Below are 17,105 nucleotides of genomic sequence, written 5' to 3' on the forward strand. Positions count from 1 at the left end.
GCCGGTCAGTACCCGTGCGAGTCCAACCAGTAGTTGGCCAGGGCGACGGGGGTTGAGGTCCCGAACTCCACACCCAGCAGCAGCTCACGCACGTCGTCGGTGGTCAGCTCTCCGCTGATCCGGTTGATCAGACTCAACTGGTCCTCCGAGAGCGAGCCCTTGCGGAAGACGGGCACCAGGTTCTGGGCGCGGACCGCGTTCTCGTCGTCGTCCAGTGTCACGATGTCCTCGGGGAGGCCCACCGGGTCGGCCGACTGGACCAACCCCACGCCGATCTCCCCCGCACGCAGGGCGTCGAACACCGCACGAGGATTCGGCCCCAACGGGATCCGACGGCCGAAACCGCAGTCGTACGTCTCTCCCACGGCGGCGGCCAGGTCGCCGTCAGCGAGGGCCTCCTGCCTCGCGCCGAGCGTGAGGTCACCGCACCGACCGGCCAGGTCGGACATCGTCCGCAATCCCCGGGTCTCCGACGTGTTGCGCGTGACCACGTACACCGGCGCGTCCTCGGCGGGTGCCGGGTCCGCGGCGGTGACCCCCTCCGGTAGCGCGGCCATCATCGCGGCATACACCTCGTCCCCCTCGGTCGCCGTCGCACCGGGGTCGAAGGCTCCCAGGAGCTCACCGGTGAATCCCACCGTGAAGGTCGCGTCTCCCGCGACGACGGACTCCACGACCTCCGCCTGGGTCCCGGATTGGGGTCGCGCGGTCACCCGCGAGCCGGACCGTACCAGCGCGTTGCCGTAGATGTGGCCCACGATCTCCGCCTCACCGAACGAGGCCGTCTCGATCACCGCCACCGGGTCGTCCCGGTGCGCCGGCACGATCGACGACTGCGCCTGACAGCCGGACAGAGCCATCGCCACCACACCCGCGAGCGCCACCGCGCGCCTCCCGGGCCGCCCCACCGTCCGCAGCACCCGACCACGTCCTTCCTCACACCGACCGCACCCGTCAGCGCGGACATCTCGTCCGACAGTGTCCCAGAACCGTCCCGGCGCCGTCACGCCGAGGCCCCACGTGGTCGCCGTCCGGAGTCGACGGGCCGTCCGTCAGCGGGTCAGGCCGGGGTTCACGGCGGACCGGGCGGGATCGGTGACGTCGATCCCGGCTTCCGCCCACGCCTCCTCGAGTTCGGCCGCACCCTTCATACGGACCCACGCCGCCTCCGTGTGGGTGACCGGCACGGCCCGGAACACCCGGACGGGTGCCGCGTCACCCGGCAGTTCGACGTCCGGGATCTCGGGGGCACGCAGCACCACGGCGGTGAACGCCGCGCCGGGCCACAGCGGCTCGCCCAGGTCGATCAGCGCGCCCTCGGACAAGACCAGTCCCTCCACCGCGGGCGCGGCCGCGAGCACGGCCAGGGCGCGCACCACGCCGTCCACACCGCCCCGGAGCACGAGGCTCAGCTCCGCGCGCGGCGCTGTCGGATCGGGCACGAGCGCCGACGGATCCCCCATCGGCTCGGCCGAACACCCCAGCGAGACGTACCGCACCACACCGCTCTCCAAGTCCACGAACCGGAGGATCCGGATCGGCGCGGTGCCGAGGAACGTCACCGACGCCTCCTGCGGCTCCGGTCCGTAGCGCTCCTCCAGGTGAGCGCGTACCGCCGCCGGAACCGTCGACCCGTCCGCAGGGCCTCCCGGTAGCACTACTTCAGCCCGAGCCGGGCGAGCTCGTCGCGCACCCGCTCGGCGTTGGCGGGTTCGCACAGGACGTCGTAGCGGCCCGCGACCAGCTGGGAGGTGGACGCGAAATCCCGCTTCCCGCGGGTCGCGGCGTAGGACAGCGACGCCGAGACGACGCCGAACACGGAGCCGCCGACCAGACCGGTCAGCACCACGCCCCACATGGGTTGCGTGAAGATGCCCAGGAGCAGGCCGATGAACAGGCCGAGCCACGCGCCGGTCGCCAGCCCGCCCAGCAGGACCTTCGGCCAGGTGAGTCGGCCCGTGACCCGCTCGACCTGCATGAGATCGACGCCGACGATCGTGACCTCGTGGACGGGGAAGTCCTCGTCGGCGAGGTGATCGACCGCCGCCTGGGCCTGCGCGTACGTGGGGTAGGAGCCGACGACCCACCCGGTGGGCGGTGTGGGCAGACCCGGCGTCTGGGCGCCCCGGGCGCGCGCGCCCCGCGGGTTCACGGGAGTGGTCATGAGGTCCGTCCTTCCGTTTCGTTCCCGGCGGGGTCCCGATCCGAGACGGTCATCCCGGCCGCACGGCCACGGGCGGAGACGACCAACGCCATCTTACGGCTGGCCTCGTCGAGCATCTCGTCACCGAACATCACCGCACCGCGGGCGCCGCCCTCCACCGAGGTCGAGCGCGCGTAGGCCTCGAGGATGGCCTCGGCCTTGTCGAACTCGTCCTGACGCGGGCTGAACACCTCGTTACCCGCGTCGACCTGCGCGGGGTGCAGGACCCACTTGCCGTCGAACCCGAGGGCGGCGGTGCTGGCCGCCGCGCGGCGGAAACCGTCCTCGTCGCGGACTCTGAGGAACGGACCGTCGATGGCCTGAAGGCCGTGCGCGCGGGCGGCCACCAGGATCGTCATGAACACGTGGTGATAGGCGTCGCCCGGGGCGTACCCGTCCGGCTGCTCCCCCACCGTCAGCGTGCGCATCCCGATGGAGGCCATGAAGTCGGCGGGACCGAACACGAGCGTGAGCACCCGCGGGCTGGCCGTCGCGATCGCGTCGATGTTGGTCAGACCGAGGGCGTCCTCGATCTGCGGCTCGATCCCGATGTGACCGACCGGCAGGCCCGCGGCCTTCTCCACCTGGGTCAGCACGAGGTCGAGCGCGGCGACCTCCGCCGCGGTCCGCGCCTTGGGCAGCAGCAGTGCGTCGACGTGGGCACCCGCCCGACCGACGACCTCCGTGACGTCGCGGACCGTGTACTCGGTGTCCCAGGCGTTGACGCGCACCACCACGGTGGGCGCCGCGAACCCACCCCGGCCGAGAGCGGCCACGACGTTCTCGCGCGCCTCCTCCTTCGCCGGGCCGGCCACCGCGTCCTCGAGATCCAGGAAGACCTCGTCCACTGGCAGTCCCCGCGCCTTGTCGATCATCTTCACACTGCTGCCGGGCACGGCGAGGACCGTGCGCCGTGGCCGGGCGCGCAGGTCCGCGATCGCCGAGGCGGCGTCCTCCGAAGGCGCGGCTGTCGCGTGGGGGGCTGCGGTCATCGTGGGTGGCACTCCCTTACGTCCGGTACGGCGGGCGGGCGCCGCCTGTCGGTGACTAGGTTGGTCTGCATGGCGAACCTCAACAAGGCCTTCGTCGCCAGGCTAGCCGGATTGCCCGTGATCGGCCCTGACGGGGACGACATCGGACGCATCCGGGATGTCGTGGTGACGATGCGCTCCGGGCACAAACCCCCGCGGGTCATCGGGCTGGTCGTCGAGCTACCCACGCGGCGCAGGATCTTCGTGCCCATGCTCCGGGTCGCCTCGATCGATCCGCGGTCGGTGTCGCTGGTGTCGGGCACCATCAACCTGCACCGGTTCCAGTCCAGGCCCGGGGAGAATCTCGTCCTGGGCGCCCTCGTGGACTCGGTCATCGGCGTCGAGCGCGACCAGCCCGCGGGCGAGCGCTCCGGGAACCCGGACCGCCCGACCCGGTACCAGGTCGTCGACGTGGAGATCGAACGCCAACGCTCGCGGGACTGGCTCGTGTCGCGGCTCGCCGTCCGCGAGCGCCGCGGGCGTTCCCCCCTCGGTCGGCGCGGGGAGGTGTCGATCCACCCGTGGAACCGCATCAGGGGCCTGGACGACGCGATCGGCACCCCTGAGCACGGCGCCGAGAGCCTGGTCGAGCAGTACGCCGACCTCCGTCCGGCGGACGTCGCCATCGCCCTGCGCGAACTGCCTGAGGTGCGTCGACTCGAGGTCGCGCGCACCCTCGACGACGAACGGCTGGCCGATATCCTGCAGGAGCTCCCCCACGACGAGCAGACCGAGATCGTCACCCGGCTGGAACTCGAGCGTGCGGCGGACGTTCTCGAGGCCATGGACCCCGACGACGTGGCCGACCTCCTCGGCGAGCTCCCCGAGAAGGACGCCGAGTCGTATCTCGAGCGGATGAACCCCGAGGACTCGTCGAACGTCCGGCGCCTGCTGACCTTCGACGCCGACACGGCCGGCGGGTTGATGACGCCCGAACCGATCATCCTCTCGCCGCAGACCACGGTGGCGGAGGCGCTCGCGCACTGTCGCAACCCCGACCTCAGTCCCGCTCTGGCCAGCCTCGTCTTTGTCGTCCGCCCTCCCACGGCCACCCCGACGGGCAAGTACCTGGGCTGCGTCCACATCCAGGCGCTGCTGCGCGAGCTCCCGTCCGCCATGGTCGCCGAGACGGTCGACACGAGCCTGTCGGCGTTGCGCCCCACCGACTCGGTGGACGCGGTGACCCGCTTCTTCGCCACCTACAACCTGGTGTGCGGCCCCGTAGTCGACGACGAAGGGCACCTCCTCGGAGCGGTCGCGGTGGACGACCTGTTGGATCACCTCCTGCCCGACGACTGGCGGGACATGGACCTGCACGACGACACGGAGACGGCGCGATGACCGAACCCACCGTGAGGTCGTCGCTGTCCACCCCGATGACGTCCCGCCGACCCCGGATCAGCTTCGACTCCGACGCGGTCGGCCGGTACAGCGAGGCCGTCGCCCGGTTCTTCGGCACCGGGATGTACCTGCTCATCCAGACGGTCGTGGTGATCGTGTGGATCGTCATCAATGTCGCGGTCGTGGCGCTGCGGTTCGATCCGTATCCGTTCATCCTCCTCAACCTGGCGTTCTCGACCCAGGCCGCCTATGCCGCGCCGCTCATCCTGCTCGCGCAGAACCGTCAGGAGGACCGCGACAAGGAGTCCGTCAAGGAGGACCGGCTCCGGGCCACCCAGACCAAGGCGGACACGGAATTCCTCGCCCGCGAGCTCGCGTCGGTACGCCTGTCGGTGGGCGAGACCGTCACGCGTGACTACCTGCGCCGCGAGCTCGACGACCTGCGGGATTCCGTGGAACGGATCGAGACGATGCTGGCCGGGCTCTCCACCGGCGGCGGTAACGCCGATGGCGGGAAAACCGATCCAGACGACAGGGGCCGGGGGTAACCTCGCCCCAGACGAAGCGTCGCGGGGGCGGTGCACGGCCGTGGCGCCGTCCGTTACGTCGTAGGGGGAGAATCTTGCGCCGAATCGCGCACACTGCAGACCGCCGGGTGCTCACCAGTGCAGCCGTGACCGTCGGAGCCATCACGGTCCTCGCCGCGGTCGGGCTCACGATCGACACGAGCCGCCCCGCCGCACCTGACATCACGCCGCTGGCCGAGTACTCGCCGGAGCCGCCTCCCGCGACGACGCCGCCCCCTCCCACCACCGACCCCACCACCTCGGAGCAGATCCCGGAGCCGCCGGTCGACCCCGGCGCCGCGCACATCGAGCCGGCGACGATCCCCGACGGACCGCTCGGGATCCCGGGCATCGCCCTGGACGCCTACCACCGCGCGACGGAGCGGCTCAACGCGGAGCGCCCCGCCTGCGAGATGGACTGGACCGTCCTCGCCGGGATCGGTCAGGTCGAGTCCAACCAGGGCCGCGGGCTCTTCGACGTGCGCGGCAACACCATCGGCCGGATCGTCGGCCCCCGACTCGACGGCTCCCTGCCGGGCACCGCCGTCATCACCGACACCGACGGCGGCAGATTCGACGGCGACCCCGACTTCGACCGTGCCGTCGGACCCGTCCAGTTCATCCCGTCGACCTGGGCGACGCTCGGGCGCGACGGCAACGACGACGGCGTGGCCGATCCGAACAACATCTACGACGGTGCCCTGTCCGCGGCGACGCTCCTGTGCAACCAGGGCGGGTCGATGGCGGACCCGGCGGCCCGCACCCGCGCGATCCTGGCCTACAACAACTCGCTGGCGTACGTGGCCAACGTCAACGCGTGGGCGCACGGCTACGCGGTCAACGCCTTCCCGCTGCCCTCCGATCTGCCGGAGATCCACCGACCGGAGCCCACGGTCGAGCCCCCGCGGCCACCGGAGCGCTGCCCCGAGGGCTGGGAGGGCGAGCCGACCGCCGCGCCGGAGCCCGCGAAGCCCGGAGAGGCGGAACCGCCGGTGCCCGGCTGCACGGAGGTCGCCCCGCCGGCGGCGCCGACGTCTCCCGCGACCGAGGCGCCGTCGACGGCGCCGACGCCGACAACGACGGAGTCGTCCCCGGCCGCCGCGCCCGCCCCGGCGCCGGCGCCGCCCGCCATCCCGGGCCTGCCGGTCATCGAGTTGCCCTGTATCCCGCCGTTCTGCGTGCCGCCGCCCCCGGCCTGAATCGTCACGGGGTGCCGCGACCCCTAGACTCGGGGCATCATGAGTGCACCCAGCGAAGAATCGATCCGCGCCGCACTGGCCAAGGTCGACGATCCGGAGATCCGCAAGCCGCTCACCGAGCTCGGCATGGTCAAGGGCGTCGAGGTGGACCCCGCGACCGGCCGCGTCGATGTCGGCATCTACCTGACCGTCGCCTCGTGTCCGATGCAGGACACGATCAGCGACCGCGTCCGCTCGGCGGTGTCCGACGTCCCGGGCGTCGGCGAGGTCGCCGTCGAGCTCGACGTCATGAGCGACGAGCAGCGCACCGAACTGCGCAAGCACCTCCGTGGTGACGCGGCGGAACCCGTCATCCCGTTCGCCCAACCCGGCAACCTCACCCGGGTCTACGCGGTCGCCTCGGGCAAGGGCGGCGTGGGCAAGTCCACCGCGACGGTCAATCTTGCGACGGCGCTGGCGTCCCGCGGCCTGTCCGTGGGCGTGCTCGACGCGGATATCTACGGGCACTCGATCCCGCGGATGCTCGGCACCGACGCCCGGCCGACCCAGGTCGAGCAGATGATCCTCCCGCCCGTGGCGCACGACGTGAAGGTCATCTCGATCGCGCAGTTCACGAAGGGCAACACCCCGGTCGTCTGGCGTGGTCCGATGCTCCACCGGGCCCTGCAGCAGTTCCTCGCCGACGTGTACTGGGGCGACCTCGACGTCCTGCTGATGGACCTGCCCCCGGGCACCGGCGACGTGGCCATCTCGATCGCCCAGCTCATCCCGTCGGCGGAGATCCTCGTGGTCACCACTCCGCAGCAGGCGGCCGCCGAGGTCGCCGAGCGCGCGGGGTCGATCGCGCTGCAGACCCGTCAGCGGATCGCCGGTGTCATCGAGAACATGTCGTGGCTGGAGCTGCCCGACGGCACCCGCATGGACGTGTTCGGTACCGGCGGCGGCGCGGAGGTCGCGGCCAACCTGTCCCGCTCGGTCGGCGCACCCGTCAAGCTCCTCGGTCAGGTGCCGCTCGAGCAGGCCGTGCGCGAGCACGGGGACGAGGGCACGCCGATCGTCCTGGCCGAGCCCGAGTCACCGTCGGGGCGCGCGTACCGCGAGATCGCTGACGGCCTGGCCGTGCGACCCCGGGGCCTGGCGGGGATGAACCTGGGGATCGACACCACACGTCACCTCTGACGGACCGGCATCTCGGATGGCCGGCGGGGCGTCACGCCCCGCCGCCCCCGGGCGGGGTCGCCTACAGCCCCCGGGCGGGGTCGCCTACCGCCTCCGGGCGGGCGATAGCCCACCCGACGTCCGACCTCAGGTGGCGTCGAGGTCCCAGACCGGACCGGACGCCGGCGCCGTGTCGCCGGGGGCGTCCGCGTCCCGGCCGGCCGCGGGCGGGGTGGTGGCCGGCGGGCGGGTCGAGCGGCGCGGCTCGGCCGCGGTCCCGCCGCCCGCGGAGCCGGCCGCGCCGGCGCCTCCCGCGACGGCGGCACCTCCAGCGGGAGCGGCGGCGCCGAAGTCCCCGGTGAACAGGGAGTCGTCGCCGTCCAGCAGGTGCTTGGTGACCATGGCGCGGGGGCTCATGCCGCGCAGGTCGTTGAGCTGCTTGAGCGGCTCGCGGAACTCCTCGAAGTCGGTCCCGTAGTCGTCCTTGAGCTGTTGCTGCGCGTTGCTGGCGAACTCGCGGACCTTGCGGATCGCGGACGCCAGCCAGCGGGCGGCCTCGGGCAGACGCTCGGGCCCCAGGACGACCAGTGCGATCACCCCGAGGACCAGGAGCTCGGACCACCCCACGTTTGTGAACATCGCAGTCAGGATACGTCGTGGCGCGCGCGAGCGGGAGCGTGACCTGCGCGGGTGACCCCCGGGCTCAGCCGAGCGTGGGACGGACGGTCAGCTCGACGCGTGATCCGCCGCGGATGACCTCGACCGGGACGTCGACGTCCGCACCGGCGCGGCGGACCGCCACCACGAGTTCGTCGGACGAGCGCACCCGTCGCTCCCCGACGCGGGTGACGACGTCGCCCTCGCGTAGTCCGCCGGACTGGGCGGGCGATCCCTCGCGCACGTTGACGATCTCCGCGCCCTCGACCGCGCCGTTGTCCGCCTTACGGGCGTTGACCCCGATCGTCGCGTGTCGGACCGACCCCTCGGTCATGAGTGAGGTGGCGATGTCGCGGACGTCGTTGACGGGGATCGCGAAGCCGAGGCCGATGGATCCGCCGGACTGCGTGAAGATCGAGGTGTTGATCCCGATGACCGCCCCGGTGCCGTCAATGAGCGGCCCGCCGGAGTTGCCGGGGTTGATGGCGGCGTCGGTCTGGATGGCGTCGATCACCACGTCGCCGTCGGAGGTCGACTCCCCCAGCGCGATCGGCCGCCGGGTCGCGGAGACGATCCCCTCGGTGACCGTCCGCGCCAGTCCGAGCGGGGATCCGATCGCGATGACCTGCTCGCCGACCTGGACGTCGTCGGAGTTTCCGAGGGTGGCGACGGTGAGGTTCTGGACGTCCTCGACCTTGAGGACCGCCAGGTCCGTGGCGGGGTCGCGGCCGACCATCTCCGCCGCGGCGCGGGAGCCGTCGGGGAAGATGACGTCGATGTCGGCGCGGTCGGCGGCACCGTCCATGGTGACGACGTGGTTGTTGGTGACGATGTATCCCTGGGGGTCGATGACGATGCCGGAGCCCTCCCCGCGGGCCGACGGGGTGGAGACCTGGATGTTGACGACGGCGGGTTGGACCCGCCGTGCGACCTCGCCGACCGGATTGTCGGGGCGCAGGACGTTGTCCGGCGCGTCGGCGATGCGGACGGTCGAGGTGGTGAGGACGCGGGCGGAATCGGCGACGACGGCGCCGATGGCACCGCCGGCGAGGGCGACGACGGCGACGGCCGCGATCGCCCCGGCCAGCGCCCGCCTGCTCAGTCGGCGCTCGAACAGCGCCTCGGAGAGCGAGAGCCGGGCCGGTGGGGCCTCGTCCGCACCGGACAGGTCGACGGGGCGCGGCTCGGGAGTGGCCGCCACGGCGGGAGCGCCGAGACCGACCGGGGCCTGCGGGTCACGCCAGGGGTCGGGTGTGCGCGCCGGGGGCGTGGCGGCCTCGTCCTGCCACTCCGGATGACGTTCGATACCCCGGGGGCTCTCCGGGCCGGGGCCGAACGCCTGCGCCAGTGCGGGATCGGCGTCACGGACGACGCCCGGGTCGGCGCTGCCCACGGCGCCGGTGGCGGAGGTGGGGTCGAATCCACCGGAGACGCCCTCGGGGCGGGAGAACAGGGCGACGACGTCCGGATCGACGGCCGGTCGGTGGATGGGTGCCGGCTCGCGCAGGGGGCGGTCCGGCTCCTCGTCGCGCCCCGTCGCCCCGCGCACGCCACTCTGGTCCTCCACCCGGCCCACCCTAACGGCCGCGTCGCCGCAGCCGGCGAAGCAGCCTCGCCCACGCGGTCGCGGACGCCTCCGCGGGGGCGGGCGTCCCGTCCCGGTCGTCGGCTGGCCCGTGAGCGGCCACGGTCAGATCGTCCAGGTTGCGTAGTCGCTCGAGTAGCTCGCGGGGCATGTGGATGGGTCCCGAGCCCCGCAGCGCGTGGCGCGCCTCGCGCTGCCCCTCGACCTCGCGGCGGCAGTTGGCGCAGCGGGCGAGGTGCGCGTCCGCGCGGGACTGGCCGGCCTCGGGCAGCCGGCCGTCGACGTACGCTGCCGCGGCCTCGATGGAGAGGTGGTCGGTGGACAGGAAGTGCTCCCGCGTCCGCGGCGGCCCGGTCCGGCCGACCACTTCCCGCGCGGACGTCTGCGACAACCTGAACTCGGGCGCGGAGCCGCGCCCGTGACGATGTCGATCCACGCCACGCCCTCCCGACCGTCGGCCTGCGGGGCGGTGTCCCGCCCGATCTCGATGGGTCAACGTCCGAAACGGCTCCGCTGTTCCCGCCGTCGGACGCGGCGGCTCAGCTGGACCGCTGGTGCGCTCCGGTGACCCCGGCGGCCTCGAGCTCGGCGCGCAGGGCGGCGCGGCCGCGGTGGATACGGCTGCGGACGGTACCCATCTTCACCCCGAGGATGCGGCCGACCTCCTCGTAGCTGAGGTCCTCGATGTCGCTGAGGACGACGGCCGCCCGGAACTCCGGGGTCAGGTTGTCGAGCGCCGCCTGCAGCACCGGGTCGAACGTCTCGTCGGCCAGGACCTGCTCCGGGCTCCGCTCGCGCCCGGGGACGCGTTCGGCGTCCTCGGGCAGGGTCTCGAAGCGAATGCGCGAGCGTCGCCGGGCCATGTCGAGGAAGAGGTTGGTGACGATCCGGTGCATCCACCCCTCGAAGGTCCCGGGCTTGTAGCGGTCGAGGGACCGGAAGACGCGGATGAACGCCTCCTGCGTGATGTCCTCCGCGTCATGGGCGTTGCCGCAGAGTCGGAACGCGAGGCGGTAGACCCGGTCACCGTGCTGGGCGACCAGTTGGGACCAGGTGGGCATGTCCGCCGCGTCGCCGGTCGAGTCGAATCGTGCGGTGCCTGCCGACTCGTCGGGGGCCACCGGGGCGATCGTCGTCCCGTGCACGGTTCGTGAGTACATGCGCTGCCGCCGCCTTCCGGCGCGGGGCGTGTCCCCGCGCGGTGGTGGTTCGCGCCCTCGTGGCGCGACGTCTGACCACTGTCCCCTACCGGTCTGTCCTCACGGTATACGCGTACTGAGATCGCACTGAGAGTTTTGTACCGATCCGGTCACCGCGCGTTGGTCGCCGCTGCGCCGGTCCGCGGCGATACGCTGCTCGGGTGTCCGATTCCTCTGATCTCCCCGCCACCGACCGCTCCGGAGCCGACGGGCTGGCGCACCGGAGCGCGGCCCTCGTCGACGACTCCCTCTACGCCCCGGCCCGCGCCGAGGCCGACGAACTGGGTGCGCCCTCACCGGACGCCCCGACCGCGGAGGCCATCCGGATGATCGCCCGGCTGAACGGCACCCGCGCCGCGGTGTGCATCACGCCGGCGCCGGGTGTCCCCGCACTCGCGATCCTCGCGGCGGCGGGACAGGGGTCCGGGGCCGTGGTCACGTGCATCACCGAGGATCCGCACCACCTCGACGCCGCGCGGGCCGCGGTCCGCGGGGCGGGTCATCCCTCCTCGGCGGCGCGCTACATCGCGGCCCGCCCGCTGGAGGTCGCGGACAAGCTCACCGACGGCGCATACGACCTGGTGGTCGCGGACGTCCCCGCCCACTCGGTGACGCGCCTGATCTCGCGGTCGCACCAGCTGCTGCGCTCCGGCGGGGCGCTCGTGCTCATCGGCGAGCACGCGCCCCTGCCGGAGGACACGGACCTCCCGGAGCACGCCCACGTGACGCTCCTGCCGGTGGGCGCCGGGCTCACCGTCGTCACGCTCTGACCCGTCACGCTCTGACCCGTCACGCCGCCCGGCGCGCCCGGCGATCAGCCCGGCAGGGACGTGACGGTGTTCTTGGCGACGCTGACGACCCCGCCCGCGCTGATGGGGAACCGCTTCCGGTCGCGTTCGTGGTCGACGCCGATGAGGTCCCCGTCGCCGATGTGGCAGTTCTTGTCGACGATCGCCTTGCGCACGACCGCGCCGCGGCCGATGCGCACCCCCGGCATGAGGACGCTGCCCTCGACCACGGCGCCGTCCTCGACGACCACGTTGTTGGACACGACCGAGTTGCGCACGGTGGCCGCGGAGATGATCGTGCCCGCCCCGACCATCGACTCCTGCGACATCCCGCCGTTGACGAACTTCGCGGGCGGCAGGTTGTCCTGCTGGGTGCGGATGGGCCACCGGTCGTTGTAGAGGTTGAACACCGGGTGGACCGAGACGAGGTCCATATGGGCGTCGTAGAACGCGTCGATGGTGCCGACGTCGCGCCAGTAGCCGCGGTCGCGCTCGGTCTCGCCGGGCACGTCGTTGCGGGCGAAGTCGTAGACGTAGGCGCGCTCCTGCTCCACCAGGGCGGGGATGATGTCGCCGCCCATGTCGTGGGAGGAGTCGGGCTTCTCGGCGTCCGCCCTCAGGGTCTCGATGAGCGCGTCCGTGGTGAAGATGTAGTTACCCATCGACGCGAAGGTCGCGTCCGGGTCGTCGGGGGTGCCGGGCGGGTCGGAGGGCTTCTCCACCCAGCCGCGGATGATGTCGTCCTCGCCGGCGTCGATGCAGCCGAAGGCGAACGCCTCGTCGCGGGGGACACGGATCCCGGCGACCGTCACCGCGGCGCCGGTGGTGATGTGGTGGTCGAGCATCTGGCGCGGGTCCATGCGGTACACGTGGTCGGCGCCGAAGACGACGATGTGGTCGGGCTTCTCGTCGTGGACGAGGTTGAGCGACTGCAGGATCGCGTCGGCCGAACCCGTGTACCAGCGGGGCCCGAGCCGCTGCTGGGCCGGCACGGGGGCCACGTACTCGCCGCCCATGCCCCGCATGTGCCACACCTGCGCGATGTGGCGGTCCAGGGAGTGCGACTTGTATTGGGTGAGGACGCAGATGCGCATGAACCCGGCGTTGACGAGGTTGCTCAGCACGAAGTCGATGAGCCGGTAGGACCCGCCGAACGGCACGGCGGGTTTCGCGCGGTCCGCCGTGAGCGGGAAGAGTCGCTTGCCCTCGCCGCCGGCGAGGACGATTGCTAGGACATGCGGCTGGTTCCTCACGACCCCACCGTATCGACTCCGCGCGACCCGCCACGGGGCAACGGGCGCTTTGACCCCCGTCGCGCGCCCGGTCGTCACCCCGGCGACGGGCGGCGTTCACCGGGCACGCCTCGGGCGGGGGCCCGAGCGACTACCTTGGCCGGTGTGCGAGTAGCGATGATGACGAGGGAGTACCCGCCGGAGGTCTACGGCGGGGCCGGGGTACACGTGACCGAACTGGTGGCCAACCTGCGGCCGCTGTGCGACGTGGACGTGCTGTGCATGGGCGCGGACCGCGACACCGCCCGCGCGTTCCGCCCCGACCCGGAGCTGGGGCCCGACGCCAATCCCGCGATCCAGACCCTGTCCGCCGGCCTGCGGATGTCCGTCGCGGCCGAGGGGGCGGACATCGTCCACTCCCACACCTGGTACACGGGGCTCGCAGGGCATCTGGCCGGTCAGCTCTACGGCGTCCCCCACGTGGTGTCGGCGCACTCGCTCGAACCGAGCCGGCCGTGGAAGGCCGAGCAACTGGGAGGCGGCTACCGGGTCTCGTCGTGGTCGGAGCGCAACGCGTTCGCGAACGCCGACGCCGTGGTCGCGGTGAGCGCCCGGATGAAGGACGAGATCCTGCGTGTCTACCCCGAGGTCGAGCCGGGCCGCATCCACGTGATCCTCAACGGCATCGACACCGCGGTGTGGGCGCCGGTCGAGACGTTCTCCGGGGAGGACTCGGTACTGCGGCGCCACGGGGTCGACCCGGACCGTCCGATCGTGGCGTTCGTCGGGCGGATCACCCGGCAGAAGGGCGTGCCGCATCTCGTGCGGGCCGCCCGCGACTTCCACCCGGACGCCCAGTTGGTGTTGTGCGCGGGCGCGCCGGACACCCCGGAGATCGCGGCCGAGATGGAGTCACTGGTCGCCGAGCTCAGGGCGGCACGGGACGGGGTCTTCTGGCTGCGCGACATGCTGCCGCGCGAGGAGGTCATCGAGATCCTGTCCGCCGCGACGGTGTTCGCGTGCCCGTCGGTGTACGAGCCGCTGGGCATCGTCAACCTCGAGGCCATGGCGTGTGACACCGCCGTGGTGGCCTCCGACGTCGGTGGGATACCGGAGGTCGTCGTCGACGGCGAGACGGGCGTCCTCGTCCACTACGACGAGTCGGCGACCGGGGCGTTCGAGCGGGGGCTCGCGGAGGCGGTCAACGAGCTGATCGCGGATCCCGAGCGGGCGGCGCGGATGGGCCGGGCCGGCAAGGAGCGGGCCGTGTCCCGGTTCTCGTGGCAGGCGATCGCCGAGCAGACCCACCGGATGTACTCCTCGCTGCTGTAGCGCCGTGCCGACGGCGGCCGCCCGGTGCGCCCGCACGCCCGCACGCCCGGATCGTCAGTAGCGGCGGTCGCCCAGCGGCACGCGGTAGGAGCGCACCTCGACGTGCAGCCGGACCGGCCGGTCGTCGGCGCCGAGGGCGGCCTCCAGCCGTGACCGGTCGAGGTGCACCCCGCTGGGCCCCATGAGCGCGAGGTCGACGGCGACCGCCGCGGGCACCTCGGTGCGCTGGTCGACGACGCGGACCGGGCCCGGCTCGAAGGCTGCCGCCAGTTCGGAGTCGAGTCTCGCGGCCTTGTCCGGCGCCGGCTCGAGCAGTCCCCCGGCCGACCGCAGCGGCTCGAGGTGCCCCTCCCCGGGCACCGCGACGACCAGCGTCCCGCCCGGGCGCAGCACACGCGCGAACTCCGACGGATTGCGGGGTGCGAAGACCACCTGCACGAGGTCGACGCAGCCGTCCGCGAGTGGGAGGCCGTCCCACGTGTCCGCCACCACCGCGGCCACCGCCGGGTGCGCGCGGGCCAGCCGCCGGGCTGCCGCCGCCGAGATCTCCGTGCCGATCCCCACCACGTCGGCGCCGTCGCCGTGTCGGCCGACGGCGTCGAGCACCCCGGCGAGGTAGTGGCCGGTTCCCGCGCCCGCCTCGAGGACGACGCGGCGCGCGGCGGGCCCGGTCGGGGCCCCGGCACCGAGGGCGTCACGGGCCGGGGTCCCCGCCCCCATGCCGTCGCGGTCCGGGATTCCCGCCCCGAGGGCGTCACGGGCCACCGCCGCCAGCGCGTCGAGGACCCCGTCGAAGAGCCCCGAGGACAGCACCCGGTCGCGGGCCGCGACCTGATCGGCGGTGTCCCCGGGGAAGCGCCGACCCCGGGGGCCGAAGAGGCTGAGATACCCCTGGCGGGCCCGGTCGAACGGATGCCCGGAACCGCACGTGACGCCCTGGTCGGTCGCCCGCATCGCCTCCCCGCAGAACGGGCAGCGCAACAGGGGCACGATCCGTCGGAGGGCGGGTCCGGGGGTCACGCCCGCGGTCGATCCGCGAGGTCGCGGAGCAACCCGAGCAGCGTGCGGGTGGCGAATCCCGTCGCGATGGGCCCGACCTCGTCGATCTCCTCGGGAGAGCGGGCCGGCCCGGCGATGTCGAGGTGCGCCCACGGGCGGCCGTCGACGAAGCCCTCGAGGAAGAGCGCCGCGGTGATGGCGCCCGGTCCCTTCGGTGCCTGGCGGCGGTCGGCGACGTCGGAGCGGACCGCCGGACGCAGATCGTCGGGGAGCGGGAGCCGCCACCACCGCTCCCCCGCCCTCGCCCCCGCGGCGGCGACCCGGTCGGCGAGATCGTCGTCGGTGGCCATGACCGCACCCGTCCGCATCCCCAACGCCACCTTCATCGCGCCGGTGAGCGTCGCGACGTCGATCACCACCTCCGGGTCGCACTCGGCGATGCCGTGAGCCAATGCGTCGGCCAGGACCATCCGGCCCTCCGCGTCGGTGTTGGTGACCTCGGAGGTCGTCCCGCCCACATGGGTGACGACGTCGCCCGGACGGTAGGCGGAACCGGAGAGCATGTTCTCCGCCGACGGCACCACCACCGTGAGATCCACTCCCGTGTACGCGGGCGCGGTGTCCGCGCAGAACGCCTCCGCCGCCGCCACGACGGCCGCCGAGCCCGCCATGTCGGTCCGCATGAGGTGCATGCCGTCGGCCGGTTTCACCGAGATCCCGCCCGTGTCGAACGTGATGCCTTTGCCCACCAGCAGCACCCGCGGGCCCGGGCCGGGGCGACGGGCCACCAGAACGGCCGGCGGGTTCGCCGAGCCACCGCCCACCGCGAGCACGCCGCCGAACCCGCCGGAGACGAGATCCCCACCCGAGAGGACGTCCGCGCGCATCCCAGCGGCGCGCAGCGCCCCGGCCATCCGCCCCACCAGCCACTCCGGCGTCTTCCGGTCCGAGGGGGCGCCGGCGAGATCGCGGGCCGCGGCCGTCGCCCGCGCGGCCTCCACCGCCGTCGCCACCTCACGGCAGACGCGCTCCTCGTCGTCGTCGCCCCCTCCCGGTCCCGCGGTGACCACCACCACGAGTTCCGGCGCCACCGGCGCGGGGTCGGCCGCGAACACGTCCTGGCCGCGCGCCCCCAACAGGTAGCCCAGGACCACGTCCGCCACCCGGTCTGTCGGGACCTCGCCGGGCACCGAGACCGCCACCGGTTCGACGGACCCGGCCTCGCGGAGGTGACGCGCCAGCGCCGCGCCCGCGCGGCGATGCCCCAACCCGTGGTCCACGGCGCCCGACCAGCCCGAACGCGGCGTCGACCCGTCGACCTCCACCTCCAGCACGGCACGCCCGTCACGGACGGTCACACTGACCTCACGGGCCAGGCCGCGCGTCACCCGGCCGGCCTCCGGACGACGCACCACGACGGGCCGCGCTGCCGCGGGGACCTCACCGGACGCGACACGGACCGCGGGCAGGGGGCGGCTGGGGACATCGGACATCGGCGGTACCTTCCGGTGACATGAGTCGGCGCATCCGCCACAAGGGTCGGATGCGCCGGCATCGGTGGGACGATCGATCAAGAGGTGGCCTGCGTCAGCTCCTCGCCGAGCGACTTGGCCTCATCGGGGGTCAGCTCGACGACCAGTCGACCGCCGCCCTCGAGAGGGACGCGCATGACGATCCCGCGGCCCTCCTTGGCCGCTTCCATCGGTCCGTCACCGGTCCTGGGCTTCATAGCCGCCATCAGGTCGATTCCCTTCGTCCTAGTCCGCGGGGCGCGCCCTGCCGGGCGCCCGTGCCCACGATCGGTACTGCTCCAGT

General features: G+C 72.9%; 17 protein-coding genes and 1 pseudogene. 6 read left to right on the forward strand and 12 right to left on the reverse strand.

Annotation, left to right across the window (positions count from 1 at the left end; all coding sequences use genetic code 11):
* Window positions 1-5: 5 nt before the first annotated feature.
* From VYL96_RS09695 to VYL96_RS09710, 4 genes and pseudogenes are all read right to left on the reverse strand, one after another.
* Entirely contained in the window at window positions 6-920 is a 915-nt protein-coding gene (locus VYL96_RS09695; RefSeq protein ID WP_232303100.1) for a glycine betaine ABC transporter substrate-binding protein, read from the reverse strand.
* A 132-nt stretch (window positions 921-1,052) separates the two neighbouring features.
* Complete coding sequence (locus VYL96_RS09700) at window positions 1,053-1,658, reverse strand: suppressor of fused domain protein (protein WP_082767582.1); 606 nt, start codon at window positions 1,656-1,658, stop codon at window positions 1,053-1,055.
* Entirely contained in the window at window positions 1,658-2,164 is a 507-nt protein-coding gene (locus VYL96_RS09705) for a YflT domain-containing protein (protein ID WP_061227646.1), read from the reverse strand. The genes VYL96_RS09700 and VYL96_RS09705 overlap by 1 nt, the downstream gene beginning before the upstream one ends.
* Window positions 2,161-3,252 (reverse strand): annotated as a pseudogene (locus VYL96_RS09710) (HpcH/HpaI aldolase/citrate lyase family protein); the annotation flags it as partial. The gene VYL96_RS09705 and the pseudogene VYL96_RS09710, both read right to left, overlap by 4 nt.
* Before the next feature lie 12 nt (window positions 3,253-3,264).
* Here VYL96_RS09710 and VYL96_RS09715 point away from each other — a divergent pair.
* The 4 genes from VYL96_RS09715 (at window position 3,265) to VYL96_RS09730 (ending at window position 7,519) form a co-directional block, all read left to right on the forward strand.
* Window positions 3,265-4,575, forward strand: coding sequence for a magnesium transporter MgtE N-terminal domain-containing protein (locus VYL96_RS09715; RefSeq protein ID WP_007631682.1), 1,311 nt, complete (start codon window positions 3,265-3,267; stop codon window positions 4,573-4,575).
* Window positions 4,572-5,123 carry a DUF1003 domain-containing protein gene (locus VYL96_RS09720; RefSeq protein WP_061227645.1) on the forward strand — a complete coding sequence of 184 codons (552 nt, stop codon included), beginning with the start codon at window positions 4,572-4,574 and terminating at the stop codon, window positions 5,121-5,123. The genes VYL96_RS09715 and VYL96_RS09720 overlap by 4 nt, the downstream gene beginning before the upstream one ends.
* Window positions 5,124-5,248: 125 nt before the next feature.
* Complete coding sequence (locus tag VYL96_RS09725) at window positions 5,249-6,340, forward strand: lytic transglycosylase domain-containing protein (RefSeq protein ID WP_061227687.1); 1,092 nt, start codon at window positions 5,249-5,251, stop codon at window positions 6,338-6,340.
* A 39-nt stretch (window positions 6,341-6,379) separates the two neighbouring features.
* Window positions 6,380-7,519, forward strand: coding sequence for an Mrp/NBP35 family ATP-binding protein (locus tag VYL96_RS09730; RefSeq protein ID WP_007631677.1), 1,140 nt, complete (start codon window positions 6,380-6,382; stop codon window positions 7,517-7,519).
* Between the two features lie 126 nt (window positions 7,520-7,645).
* Here the strand turns inward: VYL96_RS09730 and tatB are convergent, their stop codons facing one another.
* The 4 genes from tatB to sigE all read right to left on the reverse strand — a co-directional run bounded on the left by tatB (window position 7,646) and on the right by sigE (window position 10,900).
* Window positions 7,646-8,137, reverse strand: a complete 492-nt coding sequence (tatB, locus tag VYL96_RS09735; protein WP_061227644.1) for a Sec-independent protein translocase protein TatB — start codon at window positions 8,135-8,137, stop codon at window positions 7,646-7,648.
* 64 nt (window positions 8,138-8,201) lie between these two features.
* Window positions 8,202-9,722 carry a S1C family serine protease gene (locus VYL96_RS09740; RefSeq protein WP_232303183.1) on the reverse strand — a complete coding sequence of 507 codons (1,521 nt, stop codon included), beginning with the start codon at window positions 9,720-9,722 and terminating at the stop codon, window positions 8,202-8,204.
* Window positions 9,723-9,732: 10 nt separating this feature from the next.
* On the reverse strand, window positions 9,733-10,176 hold the full coding sequence (locus VYL96_RS09745) for an anti-sigma factor family protein (RefSeq protein WP_061227643.1): 444 nt from the start codon (window positions 10,174-10,176) through the stop codon (window positions 9,733-9,735).
* Window positions 10,177-10,279: 103 nt separating this feature from the next.
* Window positions 10,280-10,900 (reverse strand): RNA polymerase sigma factor SigE, encoded by a 621-nt coding sequence (gene sigE / locus VYL96_RS09750; RefSeq protein WP_061227642.1) that lies wholly within the window; start codon window positions 10,898-10,900, stop codon window positions 10,280-10,282.
* Window positions 10,901-11,100: 200 nt separating this feature from the next.
* Here sigE and VYL96_RS09755 point away from each other — a divergent pair, with 200 nt between their 5' ends.
* Window positions 11,101-11,709, forward strand: a complete 609-nt coding sequence (locus VYL96_RS09755; RefSeq protein WP_061227641.1) for an O-methyltransferase — start codon at window positions 11,101-11,103, stop codon at window positions 11,707-11,709.
* A gap of 44 nt (window positions 11,710-11,753) precedes the next feature.
* On the opposite strand, the gene glgC is transcribed toward VYL96_RS09755, so the two are convergent.
* Window positions 11,754-12,980 (reverse strand): glucose-1-phosphate adenylyltransferase, encoded by a 1,227-nt coding sequence (glgC, locus tag VYL96_RS09760; RefSeq protein ID WP_007629839.1) that lies wholly within the window; start codon window positions 12,978-12,980, stop codon window positions 11,754-11,756.
* Window positions 12,981-13,124: 144 nt separating this feature from the next.
* On the opposite strand from glgC, the gene glgA reads away from it, so the two are divergent.
* Window positions 13,125-14,291: a glycogen synthase gene (gene glgA, locus VYL96_RS09765; RefSeq protein ID WP_174521502.1), complete on the forward strand. Its 1,167-nt coding sequence runs from the start codon at window positions 13,125-13,127 to the stop codon at window positions 14,289-14,291.
* Window positions 14,292-14,345: 54 nt separating this feature from the next.
* Here the strand turns inward: glgA and VYL96_RS09770 are convergent, their stop codons facing one another.
* The 3 genes from VYL96_RS09770 to VYL96_RS09780 form a co-directional block, all read right to left on the reverse strand.
* Window positions 14,346-15,311: a putative RNA methyltransferase gene (locus VYL96_RS09770; RefSeq protein ID WP_232303184.1), complete on the reverse strand. Its 966-nt coding sequence runs from the start codon at window positions 15,309-15,311 to the stop codon at window positions 14,346-14,348.
* Window positions 15,308-16,783 (reverse strand): leucyl aminopeptidase family protein, encoded by a 1,476-nt coding sequence (locus VYL96_RS09775; protein WP_061227640.1) that lies wholly within the window; start codon window positions 16,781-16,783, stop codon window positions 15,308-15,310. Before VYL96_RS09775 ends, VYL96_RS09770 begins: the two co-directional genes overlap by 4 nt.
* Window positions 16,784-16,860: 77 nt before the next feature.
* Window positions 16,861-17,028, reverse strand: coding sequence for a DUF3117 domain-containing protein (locus VYL96_RS09780; RefSeq protein WP_007629831.1), 168 nt, complete (start codon window positions 17,026-17,028; stop codon window positions 16,861-16,863).
* Window positions 17,029-17,105: the final 77 nt, after the last annotated feature.

Source organism: Dietzia maris (assembly GCF_036287335.1).
GTDB lineage: Bacteria > Actinomycetota > Actinomycetes > Mycobacteriales > Mycobacteriaceae > Dietzia > Dietzia cinnamea.